Origin of the sequence: Kitasatospora sp. NPDC059817 (assembly GCF_042731835.1) — a bacterium.
Classification (GTDB): Bacteria; Actinomycetota; Actinomycetes; order Streptomycetales; family Streptomycetaceae; genus Kitasatospora.
On the sequence record NZ_JBHWIR010000122.1, the window covers coordinates 1 to 23,673 of the forward strand.

General features: G+C 72.5%; 12 protein-coding genes. 4 read left to right on the forward strand and 8 right to left on the reverse strand.

All coding sequences use genetic code 11. From position 1 onward, the window contains the following. Together ACFV61_RS24065 and pulA are read right to left on the reverse strand one after the other, a co-directional pair. Positions 1-2,093 (reverse strand): M4 family metallopeptidase (locus tag ACFV61_RS24065; RefSeq protein ID WP_380493806.1); only part of this gene is annotated, 2,093 nt, incomplete at its 3' end. 549 nt (positions 2,094-2,642) lie between these two features. Then, positions 2,643-8,144, reverse strand: a complete 5,502-nt coding sequence (gene pulA / locus ACFV61_RS24070) for a pullulanase-type alpha-1,6-glucosidase (RefSeq protein ID WP_380493808.1) — start codon at positions 8,142-8,144, stop codon at positions 2,643-2,645. Between the two features lie 316 nt (positions 8,145-8,460). On the opposite strand from pulA, the gene ACFV61_RS24075 reads away from it, so the two are divergent. Further along, positions 8,461-9,426 (forward strand): phosphatase PAP2 family protein, encoded by a 966-nt coding sequence (locus ACFV61_RS24075; RefSeq protein ID WP_063347341.1) that lies wholly within the window; start codon positions 8,461-8,463, stop codon positions 9,424-9,426. Between the two features lie 100 nt (positions 9,427-9,526). Here ACFV61_RS24075 and ACFV61_RS24080 read toward each other — a convergent pair whose 3' ends face one another. Next, a complete protein-coding gene (locus tag ACFV61_RS24080) occupies positions 9,527-12,559 on the reverse strand; it encodes a bifunctional [glutamine synthetase] adenylyltransferase/[glutamine synthetase]-adenylyl-L-tyrosine phosphorylase (protein ID WP_380370603.1) in 3,033 nt (1,010 codons plus the stop codon). Positions 12,560-12,785: 226 nt separating this feature from the next. Between ACFV61_RS24080 and ACFV61_RS24085 the strand changes: the two genes are divergently transcribed. Next, positions 12,786-14,000, forward strand: coding sequence for an acyltransferase family protein (locus ACFV61_RS24085; RefSeq protein ID WP_380493810.1), 1,215 nt, complete (start codon positions 12,786-12,788; stop codon positions 13,998-14,000). Here the strand turns inward: ACFV61_RS24085 and ACFV61_RS24090 are convergent. Both ACFV61_RS24090 and glnA read right to left on the reverse strand, forming a co-directional pair. Beyond that, positions 13,967-15,184 carry a hypothetical protein gene (locus ACFV61_RS24090; RefSeq protein ID WP_063347344.1) on the reverse strand — a complete coding sequence of 406 codons (1,218 nt, stop codon included), beginning with the start codon at positions 15,182-15,184 and terminating at the stop codon, positions 13,967-13,969. The genes ACFV61_RS24085 and ACFV61_RS24090 overlap by 34 nt on opposite strands. Positions 15,185-15,349: 165 nt before the next feature. After that, the gene (glnA, locus tag ACFV61_RS24095; RefSeq protein WP_063347345.1) at positions 15,350-16,711 is read right to left on the reverse strand and encodes a type I glutamate--ammonia ligase; all 1,362 of its coding nucleotides are present in this window, start codon (positions 16,709-16,711) and stop codon (positions 15,350-15,352) included. A 163-nt stretch (positions 16,712-16,874) separates the two neighbouring features. Between glnA and ACFV61_RS24100 the strand changes: the two genes are divergently transcribed. Then, entirely contained in the window at positions 16,875-18,629 is a 1,755-nt protein-coding gene (locus tag ACFV61_RS24100; RefSeq protein WP_380337575.1) for an NAD+ synthase, read from the forward strand. Position 18,630: 1 nt separating this feature from the next. On the opposite strand, the gene ACFV61_RS24105 is transcribed toward ACFV61_RS24100, so the two are convergent. The 3 genes from ACFV61_RS24105 to ACFV61_RS24115 all read right to left on the reverse strand — a co-directional run bounded on the left by ACFV61_RS24105 (position 18,631) and on the right by ACFV61_RS24115 (position 22,388). Beyond that, entirely contained in the window at positions 18,631-19,500 is an 870-nt protein-coding gene (locus ACFV61_RS24105) for an endonuclease/exonuclease/phosphatase family protein (RefSeq protein ID WP_363580978.1), read from the reverse strand. Positions 19,501-19,937: 437 nt separating this feature from the next. Continuing rightward, positions 19,938-20,588, reverse strand: coding sequence for a TetR/AcrR family transcriptional regulator (locus ACFV61_RS24110; RefSeq protein WP_063347350.1), 651 nt, complete (start codon positions 20,586-20,588; stop codon positions 19,938-19,940). Between the two features lie 189 nt (positions 20,589-20,777). Further along, complete coding sequence (locus ACFV61_RS24115; RefSeq protein WP_063347351.1) at positions 20,778-22,388, reverse strand: MFS transporter; 1,611 nt, start codon at positions 22,386-22,388, stop codon at positions 20,778-20,780. Positions 22,389-22,663: 275 nt separating this feature from the next. Here ACFV61_RS24115 and panB point away from each other — a divergent pair, with 275 nt between their 5' ends. Next, the gene (gene panB / locus ACFV61_RS24120; RefSeq protein ID WP_063347352.1) at positions 22,664-23,533 is read left to right on the forward strand and encodes a 3-methyl-2-oxobutanoate hydroxymethyltransferase; all 870 of its coding nucleotides are present in this window, start codon (positions 22,664-22,666) and stop codon (positions 23,531-23,533) included. The last annotated feature ends 140 nt before the right edge of the window (positions 23,534-23,673 follow it).

Consider the following 23,673-nt stretch of genomic DNA (forward strand, 5'->3'; position numbering starts at 1 on the left):
CTCAGCGTCGCCTTGCAGCCCGCCGGGATCGTCACCGTCTGCGCCAGCGTGTCGGTGTGCGAGGAACCGTAGCCGTTCAGCCACGCCTTCCACGAGCCACCGTGCGCCGCCTGCGAGGAGCTGTTGTCCACCACACCGGAGCTGGTCGTCCACGGCGCCGCCGAGCCCGTCTCGAAGCCCGCGTTGCCCAGCAGCTGCGCCGGCGTGCAGGTGCCGCCACCGCCACCGGTCACCGTCCACGTGAAGCTCGCGGTACCCGACTTGCCCGCCGAGTCCTTCACCGTCACCGTCACGTTCGACGAGCCCGCCGTGGTGGCGGTACCGGTGATCGCGCCGGTGGAGGCGTTGATCGCCAGCCCGGCCGGCAGACCCGTCGCACTGTACGACAGCGGCGCGGTACCACCGGAAGCGTTGATCTGGAGGTTCACCGCACCGCCGACCGCGGTGGACTGGTTGCCCGGACTGGTGACGGTGATGCCGCCGGGGTTGGGCAGCGAGCCGACGTTGACGGCGGCCCAGGCCGTGGCGACCGCGTTGTACTCGGCGCTGTTCGCGCCGTACAGGTCGGTGGCCGCGTTCAGGGTCGCGGTGCGGGCGGCGGCGTAGTTGGTGGTGGAGGTCATGTACGCGGTCAGCGCCTTGTACCAGACCTGCAGCGCCTTGTCGCGGCCGATGCCGGTGACGGTGATGTTGTTGACCGTCGGGCTGTTGTAGTTGAAGCCGTTGATGGTCTTCGCGCCGCTGCCCTCGGACAGCAGGTAGAAGAAGTGGTTGGCGACACCGGACGAGTAGTGCACGTCCAGGTTGCCGACGCCCGAGTACCAGGAGTCGGCCGAGGTGCCGTCCTTGGAGGGCTTGTCCATGTAGCGCAGCGGCGTGCCGTTGCCGTTGATGTCGATCAGCTCGCCGATGAGGTAGTTCGGCGGGTTGGCGGGCAGGTTGGCGTAGAACTCGACGCCGGTGCCCATGATGTCGGAGGTCGCCTCGTTGAGGCCGCCGGACTCGCCCGAGTAGTTCAGGTTGGCGGTGGCGGAGGTGACGCCGTGGCTCATCTCGTGGCCGGAGACGTCGAGTTCGGTCAGCGGGTGGGTGTCGCCCGAGCCGTCGCCGTACGTCATGCAGAAGCAGCTGTCGTCCCAGAACGCGTTGACGTAGCCGGTGTCGTAGTGGACCCGGCTCATCGCGCCGACGCCGTCGTTCTTGATGCCCGTGCGGCCGAAGGAGTTCTTGTAGAAGTCCCAGGTGGCGGCCGCGCCGAACTGGGCGTCCACGGCGGCGGACTCGCGGTTGCTGGCCTGGCCGTTGCCCCAGGTGTCGCTCGACTTGCTGAACAGCGTGCCGTTGCCGGAGGTGCCGTTCTTCATGTCGGTGGTGTACTGGCCGCCGCGGGTGGCGTCCTTCAGCGAGTACGTCGAGCCGCTCTGGGTGGTGGTCAGCGGCACGTTGCCGACGAACACGCCGTTGCCGGAGCCGCGCTTGATGCCGTCGGCCTTGCTGAGCACGTCGCCGGTCGCGGCGTCGGTGACCACGTGCAGCTTGCTCGGGGTGCCGTCGGACTCGCGGCCGGAGACGACGGTCTCCCAGGCGAGCTTCGGGGTGCCGTCGGCGGCCCAGACGACCAGGCGCGGCGCGGTGTCGACGGCGGCGCCCTGCTCGGCGGCGAGCGCGGCGGCCTGGGCCTTCGGCGCGGCCTGGGCCGGCGTGGTGCTGACGCCGCTGAGGTTGGCCTCGCTGGCCTTGGTCACGCTCTTGGTGGCGCCCGCGGCGTCCTGGTGGACGATCAGGTCGCCGCCGAGCACCGGGAGTCCGGCGTAGGTGCGCTCGTAGCGCAGGTGGCGGCCGCCGTTGGTGTCCAGGACGACGTCCTTGGTGACCAGCTTCTCCTGGCCGCTCAGGCCCAGGGCCTGGGCGAAGGACGCGGACTGCTGGTTCGCGGAGGCGATCAGCGCGGCCCGGTCCGACTGCTGGGCGGCGACGGCGGACGGGGCGTCGGGCGTCGCGGCCTGCGCGATGACCGGTATGCCGGTCACCAGCAGCGCGGTGGTTGCGGCCATGACAACCGCGGCCTTCCGGGCGTGAGCGTAACGGGACATGCGGACTCCTTTTCCGACCGGCGCGGGTTCGCACCGGTGGAGAGAAACCTGGGCCGCGGGGTTGCGGCGCAGTGGGGGCCCCCGCCCGGGGTGTGCGACGGGGGTGCGGTTGCGGTGCTCACAAGTCGTGGCAGGTTTGGGACGCGCTGCACCTGATCTGGTCGGCTGCACCGGGGGGTGGGGCCCCCTCGTCTGCAGCCGCAGGAATCGTGGCAGCAAACGAGTCGTCAATGACAGATGCATGCCACGGAATGGCCGATTCATTACCGAAACCGTATGCATGACTGTTCATCAGTTGTGTTACCCCTTTGAGAACTCATGAACACGGTTTTCATGATCCGGGGAATGTTCGATCACTTCCGGAAGTCACTGACCAGCGCTCAGGGCCCCCGCCCGCGCCACCCGGCGGCCGACGGCACCGGGCGGGGGCGGCACATCACGCTTCCGGCCGTGCCATCGGTGCTTTCCGGCCACCGGGCGGCCAAAACGAAACGGGTCCCGCGCCGCCACAACGGCGGTGCGGGACCCGGGGGTTCCGGAGTTCGTCGATCAGCCCTGGACGAACACCGCCACGGTGCGGCCCGGCACGGTGAAGGTGCCGGTCGCGGCGTCGAAGCCGGACTGCTTCACCACCGCGTCCGCGCCGCCCGCCTGGACCGGGTGCAGGGCCTGGCCCGTCCCCTTCAGGGCCGCCACGGTCTGCGCCTGCGCGGTGGGCGTGGCGTTGAACACCACGGTGACGCCCTTCTCGGCGCCCTTCAGCCCGGTGCCGTCCAGGTGCAGGGTGATCACCCCGGGCGTCTCACCGGGCGTGCCGGAGAGCGGGTAGGACAGCCGCTGCTGGACGGCGGCCAGGGTGGGCAGCGAGAACAGCGGCGAGGACTGCTTGATCCGCAGGAACTCCTGGTACTGCGCGGAGGTCGCACGGATCTCGGCCGCCCCCACGGTCAGCCGCGGGTTCGCCAGCAGGGACTGCGCGGTCGGCCACATCTCCTTGTTGTCGGCCGCCGGCGGCAGGCCCCGGCCCCAGCCGTTGCCCTGCGTCGCGTCCCAGTGGATGGCGTTGAACCAGTCGCCCGAGTCGTAGGAGTTGGCGTCCAGCGACTTGGAGCGCAGCAGGTCGCTGCCGGCCTGGGCGAAGCCCGCGCCTTGGGTGAGCGCGGTGAGCGAGAGCCCGAGCGCCTGCATCCGGGCCCGGTCGGCGGGCGCGGTGCCGGTCGGCAGCTTGTACGCGAGCGCGTCGAACAGGTCGGTGTTGTCGTGGGCGTCCACGTACTCCACCGCCTCGCCCGGCTTGGCCGCGTACCCGGTCGGGGCGCCGTTGTAGTCGACCTGCGCGCCGGTGACGGCCCGGCCCGAGCTGTCGGTGAAGGAGTAGCCGGCCAGGTTGCCGGCCAGTCCGACCTTCAGCTGGTCCATCTGGTGCAGCAGCCGGTCCTTCTGCTCCTGCGGGGTGCCGTTGGCGGGCGAGCCGTTGGGGTCGGTGTACAGGCCCGAGGCGAAGCCCTGCTGCGGGGCGGAGTTCAGCATGAAGTTGCCGCCGCGGGCGGCGTCGCGGAGCCGGTCGTCGAAGGTGGCGATGCCGGTGCCGGCCAGGTTGAGCTGGGTGGCCTGCTCGAACCGGGCGTTGTTCGCGACGACGCCGAAGTTCCAGCCCTCGCCGTAGAGGAAGACGTTCTTCCCGTCGATGCCGTCCGAGGCGGGCGTCATCTTCCGCAGCGCGGCCTGCACGTCCAGCATGGTGGACTTCGGGTCCAGGCCCATCAGGTCGAAGCGGAAGCCGTCGACCTTGTACTCGCGGGCCCAGGTGGTCACCGAGTCGACCACGAGCCGGTTCATCATGGCGTGCTCGGGCGCGGTGTCGGCGCAGCAACTGTCCGCGGTGACCTTGCCGTTGTCGTCCAACCGCTGGTAGTAGCCGGGGACGACCCTGTCCAGCACCGAGTGCTCGGCCTGGCCGCTGGCGGCGGTGTGGTTGTAGACCACGTCCAGCACCACCCGCAGCCCGGCCTCGTGCATCGCCTGCACCATCCGCCGGAATTCGACGGTGCGCGCCGTCCCGTTCGTCTCCGTGGCGTACGACCCCTCCGGCACGGTGTAGTGCAGCGGGTCGTAGCCCCAGTTGTACGCGTCGTCGGCCGCGACGGCCGCCACGCACTCCTGCTGCTTCGGACCGTCCGGGGGCAGGGACTTGAGGTCGCAGGCCGGCAGCTTCTGGTCGGCCCGGTTCTCCCGGATGGTGGCGATGTCGAAGGTCGGCAGCAGGTGGACGGTGGTCACCCCGGCCTGGGCGAGCTCCCGCAGGTGCCGCATGCCGGCCGACTGCGACTCGGTGAACGCCAGGTAGGTGCCGCGCTCGGCGGCCGGGACGGTGGTGTCCTCCACCGAGAAGTCCCGGACGTGCAGTTCCTGGATCTGCTGCTGCGCCGGCGGGACGGGCTCGGGGACGTTCTGCTCCTCCCAGCCCGCGGGCTTGAGCTCCTTGGCGGCGAGGTCGGCGACCAGGCTGCGCCTGGAGTCGGTGGACAGCGCGACCGAGTACGGGTCGGTGACGGTGTTGACCACCACCTGCTGGACGGAGGGCGCCCAGACCTTCACCTGGTACAGGTAGTACTTGCCGTCCAACTCGCCCTTGTCGCGGACGACTTCCCAGACGCCGGTCTCGTCGTCCAGCTTCAGCGGCAGCGTCTTCGGGGTGCCGCCGGTCGCACTGTCGAAGACCTGGACGGACACCTCCTGCGCGGTCGGCGCCCACACCGACAGCGCCACCTTGCCGTTGTAGTAGGCCGGGCCGAAGTCCACCCGGCCGGTGCGGCGCGCGTAGAGGTCGTCCAGCACGCCGGGGGTCTGCACGCCGGTGGCGGCCAGCACGGCGCCGCTGGGCAGGTGTTCGGTGAACAGCAGCTGGCTGCGCAGCGCGGCCGGGACGCGGGCGGTGTCCCGGGCGTCCACGGTGAAGGCCCGGTAGCCCGCCAGGTGCGGGAACGCGGCCTTCTGCGCGGCGGTCAGGCCGCCCTGGGCGGCGTTGAGCCGGATCCACCGGCCGGGCTTGGTCAGCGCGCCCTTGTCGGCGCGGATGCCGCCCTCGGGGTCGTACACCAGCTGGGCGCTGGTGCCGCCGGCCAGGGCCGCGTCGCCCGCGCCGTAGGCCGCCGGGACGACGACGGTCCTGGCGTCGATCCACTGGGCCTTGGCGGTGCCGAGGTCCACCTGCGCGGAGGCGGCGGCGTTCTGCGGCAGCAGGTGGCCCTCGCGGCCGCCGAGCAGCCACACCTCGCGGCCGTCGACGGCGAGGTTCAGGGACTGGTCGGTGGGCAGGTCCTTGTCGTTGCCCTTGTGCAGGATGTAGCTGAGGCTGGTCGCGCCGGGGGCCAGCGGCACCTCGAAGACGGCGCCGAAGGCGTCGCGGCGCACCGGCATCAGCGGCTTGCCCCAGTCGGTGGGGGTGGCCGCGCCGGTCCAGTCGTGCAGGCCCCAGCCGTCGTAGTCGCCGTCGGCCCGGTTGTAGTGGAGGACGGCGGTGTTGGCGGGCGGAGTGTTCACCGGGCCCGGGTCGGCGGTGCGCACGGCCGGGTCGCCCTGCCGGAGCCAGACCTCGCCGGTGGCGCCGACGTCGACGTGGCGGTCGGCGTCGACGTCCTTGACGCCGTTCTTCTCGACGACGAACCCGACGTCCGAGGCGCCGGGCTTGAGCTTCACGTAGGCGAAGGCCCCGTACGCGTCCCGGCCGGTGAAGGCGTGCCCGGCGGGCCACGGGGTGGCCTCGCCGTCGGCGAGGTCGCCCCAGGCGTAGAGGTTCCAGCCGTCGTAGTCGCCGTCCGGCCGGTTGTAGTGCACGACGGCGTACGGGCGGGCGGCGGCGGTGGGCATCGGCTTGGGTGCGGGGGCGCCGGTGGTGAAGCTCGCGGTGGCGGAGCGCAGCCGGCCGCTGGAGTCCTGGACGACGGCCTTGTAGCGGACGGCCGTGCCGGGGGCGGTGGCGCCCAGGTCCTGGGTGACCAGGTTCTTCCCGGTGTCGGCGGTGCCCAGGGTCTGCCAGGGCCCGGTGCCGATCTGGGCGGCGAAGGTGACGCGGTTGAAGCCGCCGCCGGTCGTGGCGCCGACGGTGACGGTGCCGCTCGAACCGTCGGCCGGCGGCTGCACGGAGAGCTGCGGCGCCGCCGTGGTGGGGGCGAGCCCGGCGCCGGCCTTGAACACCACCGAGGAGAGCGCCGGCACGGTCACGGTGACCTTGCGGTCGGCGCCGGAGGTCGCCTTCCCGCCCGTTGCCGGGTAGATCCGGTCGAAGCCCATCCCGGCGGAGAAGGTGTCCAGGGTGACGGTCTTCGCCTCGGCGGCGTTGTTGACCGCCACCAGGTACTCGGTCCGCTGCCCGGCGTCGATCCGGGAGAAGGCGTACACGCCCGCGCCGTCGGCGGCGTAGCGCTCGATCTGGGCGCCGTCGGCGAGCGCCGGGTTGTCGCGGCGCAGCTTGGCCAGCGCGGCGACGTCCTGGTAGAGCGCGCCGCCCTGCCCGTACCGGTCGGCCGGGCCGGAGGGGCCGCCGAGCACCCGGTCGCCGTTGTAGGAGGGCGTCTTGGAGGCGAACATGTCCTGTCGGGCGTCCTGGTCACCGCCCGCGCCGGTGAAGCCCTGTTCGTCGCCGTAGTAGACGACGGGCTGGCCGCGGGTGAGGAACTGGAGCTCGGTGCCGAGCCGGTCCTTCTTCAGCAGGGTGGCCTCGTCGGCGCCCGGGTTGTCGGCGAGCAGGAAGGAGCCGAACCGGCCCATGTCGTGGTTGCCGAGGAAGGTCGGCAGCTCGTACGCGTCGGTGTCGGCGGTGGTGTAGCGGTAGTCCTGGCCGTAGACGTCGGCGAGGTTCTTCGCCGAGCCGCCCTGGGAGACGTAGCCGCGGGCGGCGCCCTGGAACGGGAAGTCCAGGGTGGCCTGGAGCTTGCCCTTGGTGACGTACGGCGAGGTGATCGCCGGGTCGCCGGAGTAGACCTCGCCGAACATGAAGAACTTCTTGTTGCCCTGCTTGGCGGCGAAGTCCTTGAGCGCGGGCGCCCACTGCTGCCAGAACGCCATGTTGACGTGCTTGACGGTGTCGATCCGGAAGCCGTCCACGCCGGCGTCCTTGACCCACTGCTGGTAGACCTTCTCGAAGCCCTTCACCACCCGGGGGTTCTGGGTGTCGAGGTCGTCCAGGCCGCTGAAGTCGCCCTCGGTGGCGGACTCGCCGACGAAGGTCGAGTCACCGCGGTTGTGGTAGAGCGCGGGGTCGTTGAGCCAGGACGGGGTCTTGGCCGTGGCGTCGACGGGCTTGCGGAAGACCGGGGTGTAGGGGAAGGAGTCCTTGGTGAGCCGCGGCCAGGGGGCGCCCGCGTCGGCGATCGCGGTCTCGTCGACGGGGTTGCCGTCGGCGTCGAGGGTCGGGTAGGCGCCGACGGAGCGGTAGCCGTGCTGCTGCTCGGCGTCGTCGATGACGTCGGCGGTGTGGTTGGTGATGACGTCGAAGAAGACCTTGATGCCGCGGGCGTGGGCCTTGGCTATCAGGTCCTTGAGCTGGTCGTTGGTGCCGAAGTGCGGGTCGACCTGGGTGAAGTCGGTGATCCAGTAGCCGTGGTAGCCGGCCGAGGCCTGGTCGCCGCTGCCCTGGACCGGCTTGTTCTTGAAGATCGGCGCCATCCAGATCGCGGTGGTGCCGAGGTTCTGGATGTAGTCGAGCCGCTGGATCAGGCCGGCCAGGTCACCGCCGTGGTAGAAGCCCTTGTCGGCCGGGTCGAAGCCGTGGTCCAGCCGGCCGCCGGTGATGCCCCCCGTGTCGTTGGCGGGGTCGCCGTTGGCGAAGCGGTCGGGCAGGACGAAGTAGAACTGCTCGCGGCTGAGGTCGTGCCGCCCGGCGGTGGCCGCCAGGGCGGCGTCCGAGGGCGGGGGCGGCGGGGCGGCGGCGAGGGCCGCGGGGGCGCTGCCGAGGGTGGCTGCGGTCAGCGCGGCGGCCAGCAGGACGGCCGTGCGGCCGGGTCTGCGTCGGGGGGTGCTCCGCCGGGGGCGGAGCCGGACATCGGCCACTGAGGGTCTCCCTTAGGGGAAGGGGTGAGCGAGTTCCCTGGAAGCTAGCGGCCTGCAATATGTTTCAGCAAGATGCAGAAACGGTTTCTTTCCGGGAAACTCCAGGCCAGGACCGTTGCCGCCACCCCGATTACGCCCTTGGAGCGGTCGGCGTAACAATGGGACGCATGCCTGTCCCACCGGTAAGCACCAGACCCGACCTCACCCCCTACCCCGGTGGGAGCCTCCCCCTAGCCCTCAAGGGGGACAGCCGGTGAAGAATCCACTGCCAGGGGATGATCGGACGGCGACGGGACGTCTGGCAGACTTCTCGTCCATGGGGGAACCGACCAAGATCCAACACGGCCGCGCACAGCGGGCCGAAGCGGCGCTCGGTGACGGTTCCGGAGCACGGCCGGCCTCCTCGGGACGCCTGCCCGACGGAGCCGCCCGCGCCACCCAGTCCCGTATCGCCGCACTGCGCGGCCGCATCCGCGACCAACGGCGCTCACCGGCCCGGCCGAAGATCTGGTTCGAACTGGCCCTGATCGGGATCAGCTACTGGATCTACTCGATCATCCGCAACGCCGTCCCGGAGCAGGCCTCGATAGCCCAGAAGCACACGCGCTGGATCTGGGACCTGGAGCAGTCGCTGGGCATCGCCGTCGAGCGTTCGATCAACCACGCCGTCGACAGCGTCGGGTGGCTCATCACCGGGATGAACTACTACTACGCGACCCTGCACTTCATCGTGACCATCGGCGTGCTGGTCTGGCTCTACCGCCGCCACCCCGGCCGCTACGTCGCCGCCCGCACCGTGCTGTTCGCCACCACCGCGATCGCCCTGATCGGCTTCTACTTCTTCCCGCTGGCCCCGCCCCGGCTGATGACCGACGGCGGCTTCATCGACACCGTGAAGGTCCACGGCACCTGGGGCTCGATGGCCTCCGGGCCCGCCGCGCACGTGTCCAACCAGTATGCGGCGATGCCCTCGATGCACATCGGCTGGTCGATGTGGTGCGGGCTGGCCATCTTCTACCTGGCCCGCCGGACGTGGGTCCGGGTGCTCGGCCTGCTCTACCCGCTGGCCACCCTGACGGTGATCGTCTCGACCGCCAACCACTTCTGGATGGACGCCGTCGGCGGTGAGCTCTGCCTCGCCCTGGGCTTCCTCACCGCCCGCTGGATGTACCGCTCCTGGGTCTACAAACTGCCCCAGGTGCCCGCCCGGGAGACGGCGGAGGAGCCGATCACCGTCCCCGAGCAGTGGAGCGAACCCGCGGTGAGCAGCGCCCGCCGGTAGAGCTGCCGGACCTGGACGAACCGAAGGGGCCCCACCCGGGGCCCCTTTCGCGTGCCCGAGCCTCAGCCGCCGGCCTCGACGCCGGCCTCAACCCCCGGCCTCAGCCGCCGTAGAACAGCCGCTCCACCACCGCCCGGGCCCGCCGGGTGGTCCGCCGGTAGTCGTCCACCAGCTCGCCGCTGTGCCCGGCGCCGTACCCGAGGTAGCGGGCCACCCCTGCCAGCTCCCGGGCCTCCCCGGGGAAGCTGTCGCCGGGCCGGCCGCGCACCAGCATCACCGCCGAGCGCACCCGGGAGGCCAGCACCCAGGCCGCGTCCAGCACCTGCGCGTCCGACCGCCCGACCAGCCCGGCCCCGGCGGCGGCCGCCAGCGCGGCCCTGGTCCGGGTGGTGCGCAGGGCCGGCAGCTCGTGCCCGTGCTGGAGCTGGAACAGTTGCACCGTCCACTCCACGTCGGCCAGCCCGCCGCGGCCGATCTTGGTGTGCGTGGTCGGGTCGGCGCCGCGCGGCAGCCGCTCGGCCTCGATCCGCGCCTTGATCCGGCGGATCTCCACCAGGTCCCGCTCCGGCACCCCGACGCCCGGGTAGCGCAGCGGGTCGATCAGCTGCCGGAACCGCGCGCCCAGCTCCTCGTCCCCGGCCACCGGCTCGGCGCGCAGCAGCGCCTGGCTCTCCCAGGCGTGCGACCAGCGCCGGTAGTACGCCGCGTACGAGGCGAGGGTGCGCACCAGCGGGCCGCTGCGCCCCTCCGGCCGCAGGTCGGCGTCGACCAGCAGCGGCGGCTCGGTGGACGGCGCGCCGAGCAGGGTCCGCAGCTCGTTGCAGACCGCCTGGGCGGCCCGGGCGGCGTCCTGCTCCAGCGAGCCGAGCAGCGGCTCGTGGACGAAGAGCACGTCGGCGTCCGAGCCGTAGCCCAGCTCGTGGCCGCCGAACCGGCCCATCGCGATCACCGCGATCCGGGTCGGCAGGTCGCCGTGCTCGGCCTCCCAGCCGGCCGTGCAGGCGCGCAGCGCGCCCTGGAGGGTGGCGGCGTTCAGCGCGGTCAGCGCCTCCCCCGCGGTGTCCAGCGCCTCCGCCGGGTCCTCGCCGAGGCGGCCGAGGACGTCCGCGGCGGCGGTGCGGAACAGCTCCCGGCGGCGCACCGAGCGGGCGGCGGCGACGGCCGCGGCGGTGGATCCGGCCCGGCCGACGGCGGCCAGTATCTCCTGCTCCAGGGCGGCCCGGCCGCGCGGCGCCAGGCCCTGCGGGTCGCCCAGCATGGCGACCGCCTCGGGGGCGCGCAGCAGCAGGTCGGGGGCGAGCCGGCCGGCCGACAGCACCCGGGCCAGCTGCTCGGCGGCGGCGCTCTCGTCGCGCAGCAGCCGCAGGTACCAGGGGGTGCGGCCGAGCGCGTCGGAGACCTGGCGGAAGTTGAGCAGCCCGGCGTCCGGATCGGCCGAGTCGGCGAACCAGCCGAGCAGCACCGGCAGCAGGGTGCGCTGGATCGCGGCCTTGCGGCTCACCCCGGAGGCGAGCGCGCTGAGGTGGCGCAGCGCGGCGGCCGGGTCCGCGTAGCCCAGCGCCTCCAGCCGGGCCCGGGCCGCGTCCGGGGTCAACCCGGCCGCGCCCGGCGGCAGTTCGGCGACGGCGTCGAGCAGCGGCCGGTAGAACAGCTTCTCGTGCAGCCGCCGGACCTCCACCGCGTGCCGCTTCCACTCGCGCTGCAGCGCGGCCACCGGGTCGGAGCGGGTGTCGTCGTTGATCAGCGCGGCCAGCGAGCGGGCCAGCCGGCGCAGGTCCTCCGCGCCGGTGGGCATCAGGTGGGTGCGGCGCAGCCGGTAGAGCTGGATCCGGTGCTCCAGGGAGCGCAGGAAGCGGTAGGCGGTGTCCAGCGAGACGGCGTCCGCCCGGCCGACGTACCCGCCGCGGGAGAGCGCGGCCAGCGCCTCCAGGGTGTTGCCGCTGCGCAGCGCCGGATCGGTGCGGCCGTGCACCAGCTGGAGCAGTTGGACGGAGAACTCGACGTCGCGCAGCCCGCCGGGGCCGAGCTTGAGCTGGCGGTCCAGTTCGGTGGCGGGGATCGAGTCGATGACCCGGCGGCGCATCTGCTGCACGTCGGTGACGAAGTTGTCCCGGGCGGCGGCCTGCCAGACCATCGGGGCCAGCGACTCCAGGTAGGCGGCGCCGAGTTCGGCGTCCCCGGCGACCGGGCGGGCCTTGAGCAGCGCCTGGAACTCCCAGGTCTTGGCCCAGCGCTGGTAGTAGGCGAGGTGGCTGGCCAGGGTGCGCACCAGCGGGCCGTTGCGGCCCTCGGGGCGCAGGTTGGCGTCCACCGGCCAGATGGTGCCCTCGCCGGTGGTGTCCGCGCAGAGCCGGGTGAGGGCGGCGGCGAGCCTGGTGGCGGCCTTGACGGCCTCGTGCTCGTCCACGCCCTCGCGCGGCTCGGCGACGAAGATGACGTCGACGTCGGAGACGTAGTTGAGTTCGCGGCCGCCGCACTTGCCCATGCCGATCACGGCGAGCCGGCAGGCCCGGGCGGCGTCCTGGTCCTGCTCGGCGGCGAGGTCCAGGGCGGTCTGCAGGGTGGCGCCGGCCAGGTCGGCGAGTTCGGCGGCGGTCTGCGCGAGGTCGGTGGTGCCGGTGAGGTCGCGGGCGGCGATGGCGAGCAGGCAGCGGCGGTAGGCGACGCGCAGCGCGTCCGCCGGGCTGCGGCCGCCCTCCCGGCCGCGCCGGACGCCCTCGGCGAGCGCGCGGCGGAAGTCCTCCGGGCCGGGGTGCATGTCGCGCAGCTCGAAGGTGACCAGCATGTGCCAGTCGTGCGGGTGCCGGGCCAGGTGGTCGGCGAGCGCGGTGGAGACGCCGAGCACGCCGAGCAGCCGGTCGCGCAGCGGCTTGGAGGTGGTGAGGGTGTCGCGCAGGGTGTGCCGTTCGGCCTGGTCGGCGGCCTCCAGCAGCCGGGCCAGGCCGAGCAGGGCGAGGTCGGGGTCGGCGGTGGCGCCGAGCGCGTCCAGCAGCACCGGGTCGTCGGCCAGGCCTTCCAGGCCGGGGCCCGCCAGCAGCCGCACCGCCTGCGCCGGGTCGGTGAACCCTCGCCTGACCAGCCTGATCTCCGGCCGGCTGACCCGGCTCCCGGCCCGCTGTTCGTCCACCGCCATGGCCCCTCCATCCGTCCGCCCCAGCAGGTTACGCGCCCTGACGGCCCCCCGCCGGACACGACCGCCGGACGGCCCGCCGCCGCGCGCCGCGCCGTCCGTCCGTGACCTCGGGCCCGCCGCGCTCGTTCTCCCCGCGCCGACCGTGCCACCCCGTCCCATCCCGTGCCACCCCGTCCCACCCCGTCCCACCCCGTCCCACCCCGTCCCGTCCCGTTCCGGAGCGCCGATGCCCAGCCGCCTGCCCTCGCTCACCGGGCTGCGCTTCTGGGCGGCCCTGCTGGTGGTGCTCTACCACCTGTCCCGCAAGGTCGGCGGGCTGCCGGTGCTCGACCCGCTCGCCTGGTACGGGCGCTCGGGGGTGACGTTCTTCTTCGTCCTGTCCGGTTTCGTCCTGGCCTGGACGTACGGCGGCTCGCCCGTCCCCGCCGGGGCGTTCGCCCGCCGCCGGTTCGCCCGGATCTGGCCGCTGCACGTGCTGAGCACCGTGCTGTCGCTGGGCGCGGACGCCGCGATCGGCACGGCACTACCGGTGGCGGCCGCGCTCTGGTCGCTGCTGCTGGTGCATCCGTGGGCGCAGGCGACGGTGTACGGCGGCAATCCGGCGTCCTGGTCGCTGGGCGCCGAGGCCTGGTTCTACCTGCTGTTCCCGCTGCTGCTGCGGTTGCTGGCGCCGCGCCGCCGGGCCTGGCTGCCGGTGGCGGCGGTGTGCGCGGCGCTCGGCCCGGCGCTGTGGGCGGCGGGCCCGCTGCTGCCGGCCGATCCGACGGTGCGCGGCTGGCTGCTGGACTACCTGCCGCTGGCCCGTACCCCGCAGTTCGTGCTCGGGGTGGCGGTCGGGCTGGCGGTGCGGCACGGGATGGTCCCCCGGGTGCGGCTCGGCGCGGCGGCCGCGGCGGTGGCGGGCTGGCACCTGCTGCTGGCGCCCTGGCACGCGGCCGTCCCGGACGCGCTGTGGTGGGGCCCGTACAGCGCCTCCCAGCTGGTGCCGGCGGCGCTGTTCGCGGCGCTGCTGGTGGCGGCGGCCCAGCGGGACGCGGCCGGTGCGGCGCCCCGGCTGCCAGGAGGACAGGGTCCGGTCGGACGGGGTCTGGCCGGGCGGGGGCCGGCCGGACGGACGGCGGTGCGGCTCGGCGAGTGGTCCTACGCCTGGTACCTGGTGCACGAGATCGGCATCCGCTGCTGGCTCGCCGAGTTGGGCCGCCCGGCGCCCGGGGCGGCGGCGCTCGGGGTCTGGCTGCTGCTGGCCGGGGGGTCGCTGGCGGTGGCGGCGGGCCTGTACCGCTGGGTGGAGCGGCCGTGCGAGCGGCTGCTGCGCGGCGCGCCGCGCCGGCCCGGCGGGAACGCGGCGGCGCCGCTGCCGGCCCGCGCGGTGCGGGTGGGGCGGCAGCGGCGCCGGGCGGCGGCCGGTCAGGCGTCGGTGGAGCCGTCCAGGTTGACGTAGGCGTAGAAGACGCCGATGTCGTAGCCGTCCTTCTGGGTGTTGAAGGTGGCGGTGAGGTCGGTGTCCCCGTTGCGCAGGTACGGCGAGATGTCCCAGCGGTTGGAGTCGTAGCCGAAGTTGTTGCGGTTGTACGGGTTGCGGACGAACTGGTCCTCCGGGGTCAACTCCTCGATGGTGGAGTTGAAGGCGTCGTTCGGCGCGTGGTTGATGTCGGAGAACAGCGTCTCGGGCCCGTTGGTGGACTTGACCGACAGGGTGTCGCCGGTCCACTTGAGGTCGCCGTCGTAGACCACCCAGCCGAGCTTGCCGTGGAGCTGACCGCTCTGCGGCGTCTGCAGCCCCGCGAGCTTGATCTGCCGCGTCGGGCTGTCCGGCAGCTCGACCTGGAAGCCGTCCCACAGGTGGATGTGCCGCATCGGCTTGCAGTCGTTCTCGTACGCGACGACGATCGTCCAGCCGCCCCAACTGTGCGGCTTCACCACCGAGTCCATGTTGGCGACGGTGTAGGTGCCGTTGCCGGCGTTCCTGACCAGGTCGGTGATGTCGGCGGAGGCCTGGTAGCTGCTCTCCACGTCGGTGGTGATGTAGCCGATGGACGGCTGGTCGTTGGCGATGTCCCGGTACTGCTTCTCGCCCGGGACCTTGAGGTACACCTCGTCGATCTGGTTCTCCGGCAGCACGGTGTCGCCGATGCCGCGGGTGCCGCCCCAGTACAGCCGGGCGTACTTGACCTTGGAGCCGTCGATCAGGCCGAGGTCGGCGGAGCTGGCGGAGTAGATCGGGTCACCGAGCGGGCCGATGGAGCCCGGGTCGATGTTGATGTACTTCATCTCGTACTTGTTGTTGATCGGCATGCTGCCGAGGCCCTTGCGGGCGTCCTCGCAGGGCGGCTGCTCCGGGTCGAGGGGTGCCTTGGTCTCGTCACAGGTCATCAGCGAGTTGCTGATCCTGGTGACGGAGCCGTGGAAGTCGCCCTGGAAGCGGGTGGTGAACGGCAGCGGGTTCTCGGAGATGGTCTCGGCGCGCGGGTGCGGGTTCGACGAGCCGGAGCCGGAGCCACGGGCGTCGGCGATCGGGGTGGCCAGCAGCTGGCTCGCGACGGCGGCGAGGGCGGCGCCCGCGACGACGGTCCGGCGGGCGAGCAGACGGGCCGCGGCGGCGCGGCTGACAGCGGAGGAGGGCATGGGATCCTCTCGGGACGGAACGGACGAGCACGCCCATCGGACCACAACCGTCCGTCACAGGATCTTCACATACCGCCATTGGGGAAACGATCCACCCGAGCGGACGGCCCGCTGTCATCCGATCGAACGACAGCGGGCCCGAAGGTGTTTGAGCCGCTCAGGCGCTCAGAGCACCTGGAGGTTCTTGCGCAGCTCGAACGGTGTCACCTCGGAGCGGTACTCCTCCCACTCCTGCCGCTTGTTGCGCAGGAAGAAGTCGAAGACGTGCTCGCCGAGGGTCTCGGCGACGAGCTCGCTGCGCTGCATCAGGTCGATCGCCTCGCCGAGGTTCTGCGGCATCGGCTGGATCCCGAGGGCGCGGCGCTCGGAGTCGGTCAGCGCCCAGACGTCGTCGTCGGCGCCCGGCGGGAGCTCGTAGCCCTCCTCGATGCCCTTGAGGCCGGCCGCGAGGGTGACGGCGTAGGCGAGGTACGGGTTGCAGCCGGTGTCCAGGGAGCGGACCTCGATCCGGGTGGAGCCCTGCTTGCCGGGCTTGTACATCGGCACCCGGATCAGCGCCGAGCGGTTGTTGTGGCCCCAGCAGATGTAGGACGGGGCCTCGCCGCCGGCCCCGGCGGTGCGCTGGGAGCCGCCCCAGATCCGCTTGTAGGAGTTCACCCACTGGTTGGTGACGGCGGCGGTCTCGGCGGCGTGCTTGAGCAGGCCGGCGATGAAGGAGCGGCCGACCTTGGAGAGCTGGTACTCGGCGCCGGTCTCGTGGAAGGCGTTGCGGTCGCCCTCGAACAGCGACAGGTGGGTGTGCATGCCCGAGCCGGGGTGGTCGGAGAACGGCTTGGGCATGAAGCTGGCGTGCACGCCCTGCTCCAGCGCGACCTCCTTCATGACCAGACGGAAGGTCATGATGTTGTCGGCGGTGGACAGCGCGTCGGCGTAGCGCAGGTCGATCTCCTGCTGGCCGGGGGCGCCCTCGTGGTGGGAGAACTCCACCGAGATGCCCATCGACTCCAGCATGGTGATGGCCTGTCGACGGAAGTCGTGGCCGACCCCGCGCGGGGTGTGGTCGAAGTAGCCGGACTGGTCGGCGGGGATCGGCGGGGTGCCGTCGCCGGGCAGGTTCTTCAGCAGGAAGAACTCGATCTCGGGGTGGGTGTAGAAGGTGAAGCCCTGGGCGGAGGCCTTCTCCAGGGTGCGCTTGAGCACGAACCGGGGGTCGGCGTAGGACGGCGAGCCGTCGGGCATCAGGATGTCGCAGAACATCCGGGCGGTGCCGGGGGTCTCCGAGCGCCACGGCAGGATCTGGAAGGTGGTCGGGTCCGGCTTGGCGATCATGTCGGACTCGTAGACCCGGGCGAAGCCCTCGATCGCCGAGCCGTCGAAGCCGATGCCCTCCTCGAAGGCCTGCTCCAGTTCGGCCGGAGCCACCGCGACCGACTTCAGGAACCCGAGCACGTCGGTGAACCACAGCCGGACGAACCGGATGTCACGCTCCTCAAGCGTCCGAAGCACGAACTGCTGCTGCTTGCCCATGGGGACAGTCTCACCTCTGCTCTTTACGCTCGTGTTACGCCCGGAAGACCCCCGGACGCGACTGCCCCCATCATGTCCGATCACCGCGCGGGACGGCAGTCCGGACCCTGGTCCGACCCCCCGGACAGCACATTGCGTCAGTTCGACGATTACACTCGGGGGCATGCCCAATCTCCGTCTCGCCCTGAGCCAGATCGACCCCTGGGTCGGTGACATCGCCCGCAACAGCGATGAGGTGGTGCGCTGGACCAGGCAGGCCGTGGAGGCCGGCGCCCAGCTGGTCGCCTTCCCCGAGATGGCCCTGACCGGCTACCCCGTCGAGGACCTCGCCCTGCGCAGTTCCTTCGTCGAGGCGTCCCGGGGCGCGCTGGTCGAGCTGGCCGGGCGGCTGGCCGCCGACGGGCTGGGCGAGGTGCCGGTGGTGGTCGGCTACCTCGGGCGCTCCGAGCACGCCTCGCCGAGGTTCGGCCGCCCGGCCGGCTCCCCGCAGAACTGCGCCGCCGTGCTGCACCGGGGCGAGGTGGTGACCCGCTTCGCCAAGCACCACCTGCCCAACTACGGAGTGTTCGACGAGTACCGCTGGTTCGTCCCGGGCGAGCAGCTGCCGGTGCTGCGGCTGCACGGAGTGGACGTCGCGCTGGCCATCTGCGAGGACATCTGGCAGGACGGCGGCCGGGTCACCGCGGCCCGCGAGGCCGGGGCCGGGCTGCTGCTGGTGGTCAACGGCTCGCCGTACGAGCGGAACAAGGACGACCAGCGGCTGGAGCTGGTCCGGCGCCGGGCCGCCGAGGCGGGCTGCCCGCTGGCCTACGTCAACATGGTCGGCGGCCAGGACGAGCTGGTCTTCGACGGCGACTCGATCGTGGTCGGCGCGGACGGCGAGGTGCTGGCCCGCTCCCCGCAGTTCGAGGAGCACCTGCTGGTGCTGGACCTCGACCTGCCGGCCGCCGGCGACGACCACACCGACGGCCTGCTGCTGAGCGACGGGCTGCACCTCGTCCGCACCGACCTGGGCGGCGAGCCGCAGGCCGCGCCCGCGGACACCCCGGCCCCCGAGGTGGCGCCGCGGCTGTCCGACGAGGCGGAGATCTGGGCCGCGCTGGTCTCCGGCACCCGGGCGTACGTCACCAAGAACGGCTTCCGTTCGGTGCTGATCGGCCTCTCCGGCGGCATCGACTCGGCGCTGGTGGCGGCCATCGCGGTGGACGCGATCGGCGCCGAGAACGTGCACTGCGTCTCCATGCCCAGCCGCTACTCCTCGCAGCACTCCCGGGACGACGCGGCCGAGCTGGCCCGCCGGACCGGGCTGCACTACCGCACCGTCTCCATCGCCCCGATGTTCGACGCCTACCTGGGCGCGACCGAGCTGACCGGCCTGGCCGAGGAGAACCTGCAGTCCCGGCTGCGCGGCACCCTGCTGATGGCGATCTCCAACCAGGAGGGGCACATCGTGCTCGCGCCCGGCAACAAGAGCGAGCTGGCCGTCGGCTACTCGACCCTGTACGGCGACTCGGTGGGCGCGTTCGGGCCGATCAAGGACGTCTACAAGTCGCTGGTCTTCCGGCTGGCCCACTGGCGCAACGAGGAGGCCGGGCGGCGCGGCGAGGTGCCGCCGATCCCGGAGAACACCATCTCCAAGCCGCCGTCCGCCGAGCTGCGGCCGGACCAGAAGGACAGCGACTCGCTGCCCGACTACGACCTGCTGGACAGCGTGCTGGCCCGCTACATCGAGGGCGACGAGGGGCGGGACGCGATCGTCGCGGCCGGCTTCGACCCGGCCGTGGTGGACCGGGTGGTCCGGCTGGTCGACACGGCCGAGTACAAGCGGCGGCAGTACCCGCCGGGCCCCAAGATCTCGGTCAAGAACTTCGGCCGGGACCGCCGCCTGCCGATCACCAACCGCTGGCGGCGGGGCTGACCTAATTGAACCGGTAGGTGGCGGCCACCGCGAGGTGGTCGCTGCCGTCCCGGGGCAGGGTGCGGGAGTCGACCGGCGCGAGGCCGCCCTTGCTCATGATCTGGTCGATCCGGGCCATCGGGAAGGACGCCGGCCAGCTGAAGCCGAAGCCGTCCCCGGCGGCGCCCTGGGCCGAGCGCATCTGCGAGGTGACCGGCGCCAGGCTGCGGTCGTTCATGGTGCCGTTGAGGTCGCCGAGCAGCAGGACCTTCTTCACCGGCTCGGCCTGGATCGCGTCGCCGAGCGCCTGCGCGCTGACGTCCCGCTGGTCGACGGTGAAGCCGCCCTCGGCCTTCAGCCGCACCGACGGCAGGTGCGCGACGTACACCGCGACCGGGCCCTGCGGGGTGGCGACCTGGGCCCGGAACGCCCTGGTCCAGCCCATCTTGAGGTCCACCGGCGAGACTCCGCTGATCGGGTACTTCGACCAGAGGCCGACCGTCCCTTCCACCTCGTGGTACGGGTACGCCTCGGCGAGCCCGCTCTCGTAGTCGCGCAGCGGCTTGCCGGCCAGTTCCTGGAGGGCGACGATCTGGGCGCCGGAGGCCACCAGGCCGCGGACGGTGCCCGGCACGTCGGGGTTGGCGGCGGCGACGTTGTGGCTGACCACCGTCCAGTCGCCGGTGCCGCCGCTCTTGTCGCTGAGCAGGCCGCCGAACAGGTTGAGCCAGATCGCGACGGGCAGCAGCAGCGCGATCAGCGCGGTGGCGGAGCGGCGCAGCAGCGCGGGGACCAGCAGCACCGGGACGGCCAGGCCGATCCAGGGCAGGAAGGTCTCCAGCAGGCTGCCGAGGTTGCCGGCGCTGTTGGGGACGTCGGCGTGGAGGGCCATCAGCAGGGCGGCGAGCACGGCCAGCACCGCGACGACCAGGCCGCGCCGCCAGGTGGTGGCGCCGCGGCCGTCCCGGCCCCAGTGCCGCAGGCCCAGGAATCCTCCGGGACGGCCCGCGGGGGCCGGGGCGCCCGCCTCGCCCCAGGGGCCGGCCGTGCTCCGGTCGGTCCTGTCCGCCTGCGTCATCCGTGGCTCCCGTTGTTCGTGCCGTCGCCGGTCCGGTGTCCGGCCCGTGCGGTACGGGCGGGTGCCGGACTGGTGCCGGTTTGATCGGATACCCGGCTCAGCCTATGCCGGGACAGACGCGGGGCCGTCGGAGCGGGTTCCGGCGTGGCCCGGTTTGGTGAGCCAGGCCACGCCGGGCGCGGGTCGGACACAGGTCGGTGCAGGTCGTTGCGGGTACGGGACCGGGGCGGGTCCGGGGCGCGGGAGCGCGTTCAGCCGCGGGAGCCGGAGGCCGCGTGCGGCGCCAGGCCTTCGAGCAGCGAGTCGACCATCCGGCGGGCCAGGTCCGGGTCCTCCAGGTCGGAGTCGTCCCAGAGGATGCTGCGGTACAGGATCGGGCCCATCAGCATGTCGCCGAGGAGCTCGACGTCGAGGTCGGTCCGCAGCACGCCCTCGTCCATGGCGCGGCGGATCAGGGCGAGCCCCGCCTCCCGGCGGGGCTTGATCACCCGGTCGCGGTACGCGCTGTACAGGTCGGGCAGGCTCTGCATCTGGCCGAGGGCGGCCTTGAGCACCCAGCGGGAGCGCTTGGCGAGGCCGCGCCGGCGCATGTAGTCGATCATCTCGATCAGGTGGTCCCGGGCGGTGCCGTCGGTCGGCGCGGGCATCGGGACTTCCAGCCTGCTGACCACGTCGACCAGCAGGGCCTCCTTGTTGGGCCAGCGCCGGTAGATGGTGGCCTTGCCGACGCCGGCCGCGGCGGCGATGCCCTCGATGGTGAGCTCGGACAGCGCGGTGCCGCCGGCCATCAGGTCCTCGACGGCGGCGAAGATGGCCTGCTCGGCGGCCTCGCTGCGCGGGCGGCCGCGGCGTACGGCGGCGCAGGGCTGTCCGGCCCCGGCGGCCGGGGTGTCCGTCTTCATCCCCGCTGTACTCCCTCGCTGTCCGCGTGGCGCACGGGCGCCGTTCCGTTTCCGATGGTGGTCCGTGGACCGGGTTCCGATGGTGGTCCGTGGACCGGGCCGGGTGGCGGCCGCCGTCCTGGACCTCGGCCCTGCCGCCCGGGGGTTCACCCGGGTGACAGGGCCATTGTCGCTCAGTGCGATCGCGGGTCAGGCGTCCGCGGCCACGGCCTTGCGGCTCTGGTCTGGCTGCTCGGCGGCCTTCCCGGCCGGGCCGCCGGGGGCGGCCGACCGGCGCGGCAGCAGGAACCAGGCGATCAGCGCGCCGACCACCGTGATGCCCGCGGAGAGCGAGGCCACCACGTGCATGGCGCTGACGAAGGCGTCGTCGGCCGGGCCGATCAGCGCGGCGCCCTTGGGTCCCATCCGCTCGGCGATGGCCAGGGTGGCCTCCAGCGACTCGCCGGCCTTGCCGCGCAGGTCGTCGGGCAGCTGGTTGAGCGTGTCGGCCATGCCGTCGCGGTAGACGGTGGAGAGCACCGCGCCGAGCACGGCGACGCCGAGCGAGCCGCCGACCTGGCGGAAGGTGTTGTTGACGGCCGAGCCCGCGCCGGCCTTCTCGCGGGGCAGCGAGGCCATGATCGCGACGGTGACCGGCGGCATGACGTGCGCCATGCCGGTGCCCATCAGCAGGCCGAGCACGATCAGCACCCAGATCGGCGTGTCGACGCCCAGCAGGGTGTAGCCGACGAAGCCGACCGCGATCAGCAGCATGCCGACGGCGGCGGTGGCGGCGACGCCGAAGCGGTCGACCACCAGCCGGGCCCGCGGCGCGAACAGCAGCTGGGCGACGGCCAGCGGCAGCATCAGCAGGCCGGCCTGGAGCGCGCTGTAGCCGCGCACGCTCTGGATGTAGAAGACGCCGAAGAAGGAGACGCCCATCAGCGCGAAGAAGACCACGCCGACGACCACGACGGAGGCGCTGAACACCTTGTTGCGGAACCAGGTGACGTCCAGCGCGGGGAAGCGGGTGCGGCGCTCGAACCAGACGAAGGCGGCCAGCGCCAGCACGCCGATCAGCGTCGGCACCCAGGCCTCGGCGGCGGTGAAGTCGGCCAGCTCGCCGCCCTTGATGATGCCGTAGATCAGCGCGACCAGGCCGATGATCGACAGCAGCACGCCTATCGGGTCGAGCTTGCCGGGGTTCGGGTCCTTGGACTCGGGCACCAGGACGACCATCGCGATCACCGCGACGATCACGATCGGGACGTTGACCAGGAAGACCGAGCCCCACCAGAAGTGCTCGATCAGCAGGCCGCCGGTGATCGGGCCGATGGCGATGGCCAGGCCGACCGCGCCGGCCCAGATGCCGATCGCCTTGGGCTGCTCGGAGCGCTCGAACACGTTCATGATGATGGCCAGCGTGGCGGGCATCGCGAGCGCGGCGCCGACGCCCATCAGGGCGCGGTAGCCGACGAGTTCACCGGGCGAGGCGGCCAGCGCGGAGAGCAGCGAGGCGATGCCGAAGACCACCATGCCGCCGAGCAGCGCGCGCTTGCGGCCGAAGCGGTCGCCGAGCAGGCCGGAGGTGAAGAGCAGCCCGGCGAACACCAGGGTGTAGGAGTTGATCGACCACTCCAGGTCGCTCTGGCTGGCGCCGAGGCCGACCGGCGCGGGGGTCGCGATGGTCTTCATCGCGACGTTGAGGATCGAGTTGTCGAGGACGACGACGAGCAGGGCGAGCACCAGGGTGCAGAGGATCGCCCAGCGGCGGCGGTGGATGGCTTCCGGCACGCGGGGTGGCGCGGCTGCGGTGGTCATTGGTCTTCCCGTCCGTGGTGGTGTGGCACTGGCGGGCAATTCCGAGCCATGGTCGTCTCGTAACCCCCCGGCACCAGGGTAGCGGCCATTTCGATACGAGACGAATCCGTTTCGTAAAAACGCGGCAAAGCCCGCCGGCCGGCGGCCGGTGTGCCACAGATCGCACCCGCGCGCCTGCACGCCCCTTTGCGCGCACGCCGGGGCGTGCAAGCATGGAGGTGATCCGGGGACGCCGTACGGCGCCACGAGACGACAACCCTTCAGGAGTCCGTTCGATGAACGCTTCTTCGCCTTCGCCTGCCCAGAACCAGGCGGCGACCGCCACCCTCTACGGCGGGGTCACCAACCGCCGCATCACCGTCCGCGACCTCGCCACCGCCAAACAGCGCGGCGAGAAGTGGTCGATGCTCACCGCCTACGACGCCCTCACCGCCGGGGTGTTCGACGAGGCCGGCATCCCCGTCCTGCTGGTCGGCGACTCCGCCGGCAACTGCCACCTCGGCTACGAGACCACCGTGCCCGTGACCATGGATCAGATGGTGATGCTCTCCGCCGCCGTCGTCCGCGGCACCAAGCGCGCGATGATCGTCGCCGACCTGCCGTTCGGCTCCTACCAGGAGTCCCCCGCGCAGGCCATGCGCAACGCGGCCCGGCTGATGAAGGAGGCCGGGGTCGGCGCGGTCAAGCTGGAGGGCGGGGAGCGCAGCGCCCGCTCGATCGAGCTGCTGGTCGAGGCCGGCGTCCCGGTGATGGCGCACATCGGCCTCACCCCGCAGTCCGTACACGCCTTCGGCGGCTACCCCGTCCAGGGCCGCGGCGACGAGGCGGCGCACCAGCTGCTGCGCGACGCCAAGGCCGTCCAGCAGTCGGGCGCCTTCGCGGTCGTGCTGGAGGCGGTGCCGGCCGAGCTGGCCGCCCAGGTCACCGAGCAGCTGACCATCCCGACCGTCGGCATCGGCGGCGGGCCCGACACCGACGCCCAGGTCCTGGTCTGGACCGACATGGCCGGCATGACGGCGGGCCGGGTGCCCAAGTTCGTCAAGCAGTACGCCGACCTGCGGACCGTCCTCGGCGACGCCGCCCGCGCGTTCGCCGAGGACGTCCGCGGCGGCGCCTTCCCGGCGGCGGAGCACAGCTTCCACTGACGGCCCCCGACGGGCCCCCCCGCCCCCCCCGCCGGCGCGCCGCGGCGCCGGCGCCGCGCTCGCCGTCAGCTTCCTGCTCCAGGGCACCACCTTCGCGCTGCTGGTCACCTGCATTCCGGAGATCCAGCACCGGTACGGGC

What these genes read in the sequence shown, in the direction of transcription:
- ACFV61_RS24105 (WP_363580978.1), bottom strand. Translation starts at nt 19,500, where the DNA reads ATGGCCCTCCACGCCGACGTCCCCAACAGCGCCGGCAACCTCGGCAGC.
- panB (WP_063347352.1), top strand. Translation starts at nt 22,664, where the DNA reads ATGAACGCTTCTTCGCCTTCGCCTGCCCAGAACCAGGCGGCGACCGCC.
- ACFV61_RS24090 (WP_063347344.1), bottom strand. Translation starts at nt 15,184, where the DNA reads ATGCCCTCCTCCGCTGTCAGCCGCGCCGCCGCGGCCCGTCTGCTCGCC.
- ACFV61_RS24110 (WP_063347350.1), bottom strand. Translation starts at nt 20,588, where the DNA reads ATGAAGACGGACACCCCGGCCGCCGGGGCCGGACAGCCCTGCGCCGCC.
- ACFV61_RS24115 (WP_063347351.1), bottom strand. Translation starts at nt 22,388, where the DNA reads ATGACCACCGCAGCCGCGCCACCCCGCGTGCCGGAAGCCATCCACCGC.
- ACFV61_RS24100 (WP_380337575.1), top strand. Translation starts at nt 16,875, where the DNA reads ATGCCCAATCTCCGTCTCGCCCTGAGCCAGATCGACCCCTGGGTCGGT.
- glnA (WP_063347345.1), bottom strand. Translation starts at nt 16,711, where the DNA reads ATGGGCAAGCAGCAGCAGTTCGTGCTTCGGACGCTTGAGGAGCGTGAC.
- ACFV61_RS24080 (WP_380370603.1), bottom strand. Translation starts at nt 12,559, where the DNA reads ATGGCGGTGGACGAACAGCGGGCCGGGAGCCGGGTCAGCCGGCCGGAG.
- ACFV61_RS24075 (WP_063347341.1), top strand. Translation starts at nt 8,461, where the DNA reads ATGGGGGAACCGACCAAGATCCAACACGGCCGCGCACAGCGGGCCGAA.
- ACFV61_RS24085 (WP_380493810.1), top strand. Translation starts at nt 12,786, where the DNA reads ATGCCCAGCCGCCTGCCCTCGCTCACCGGGCTGCGCTTCTGGGCGGCC.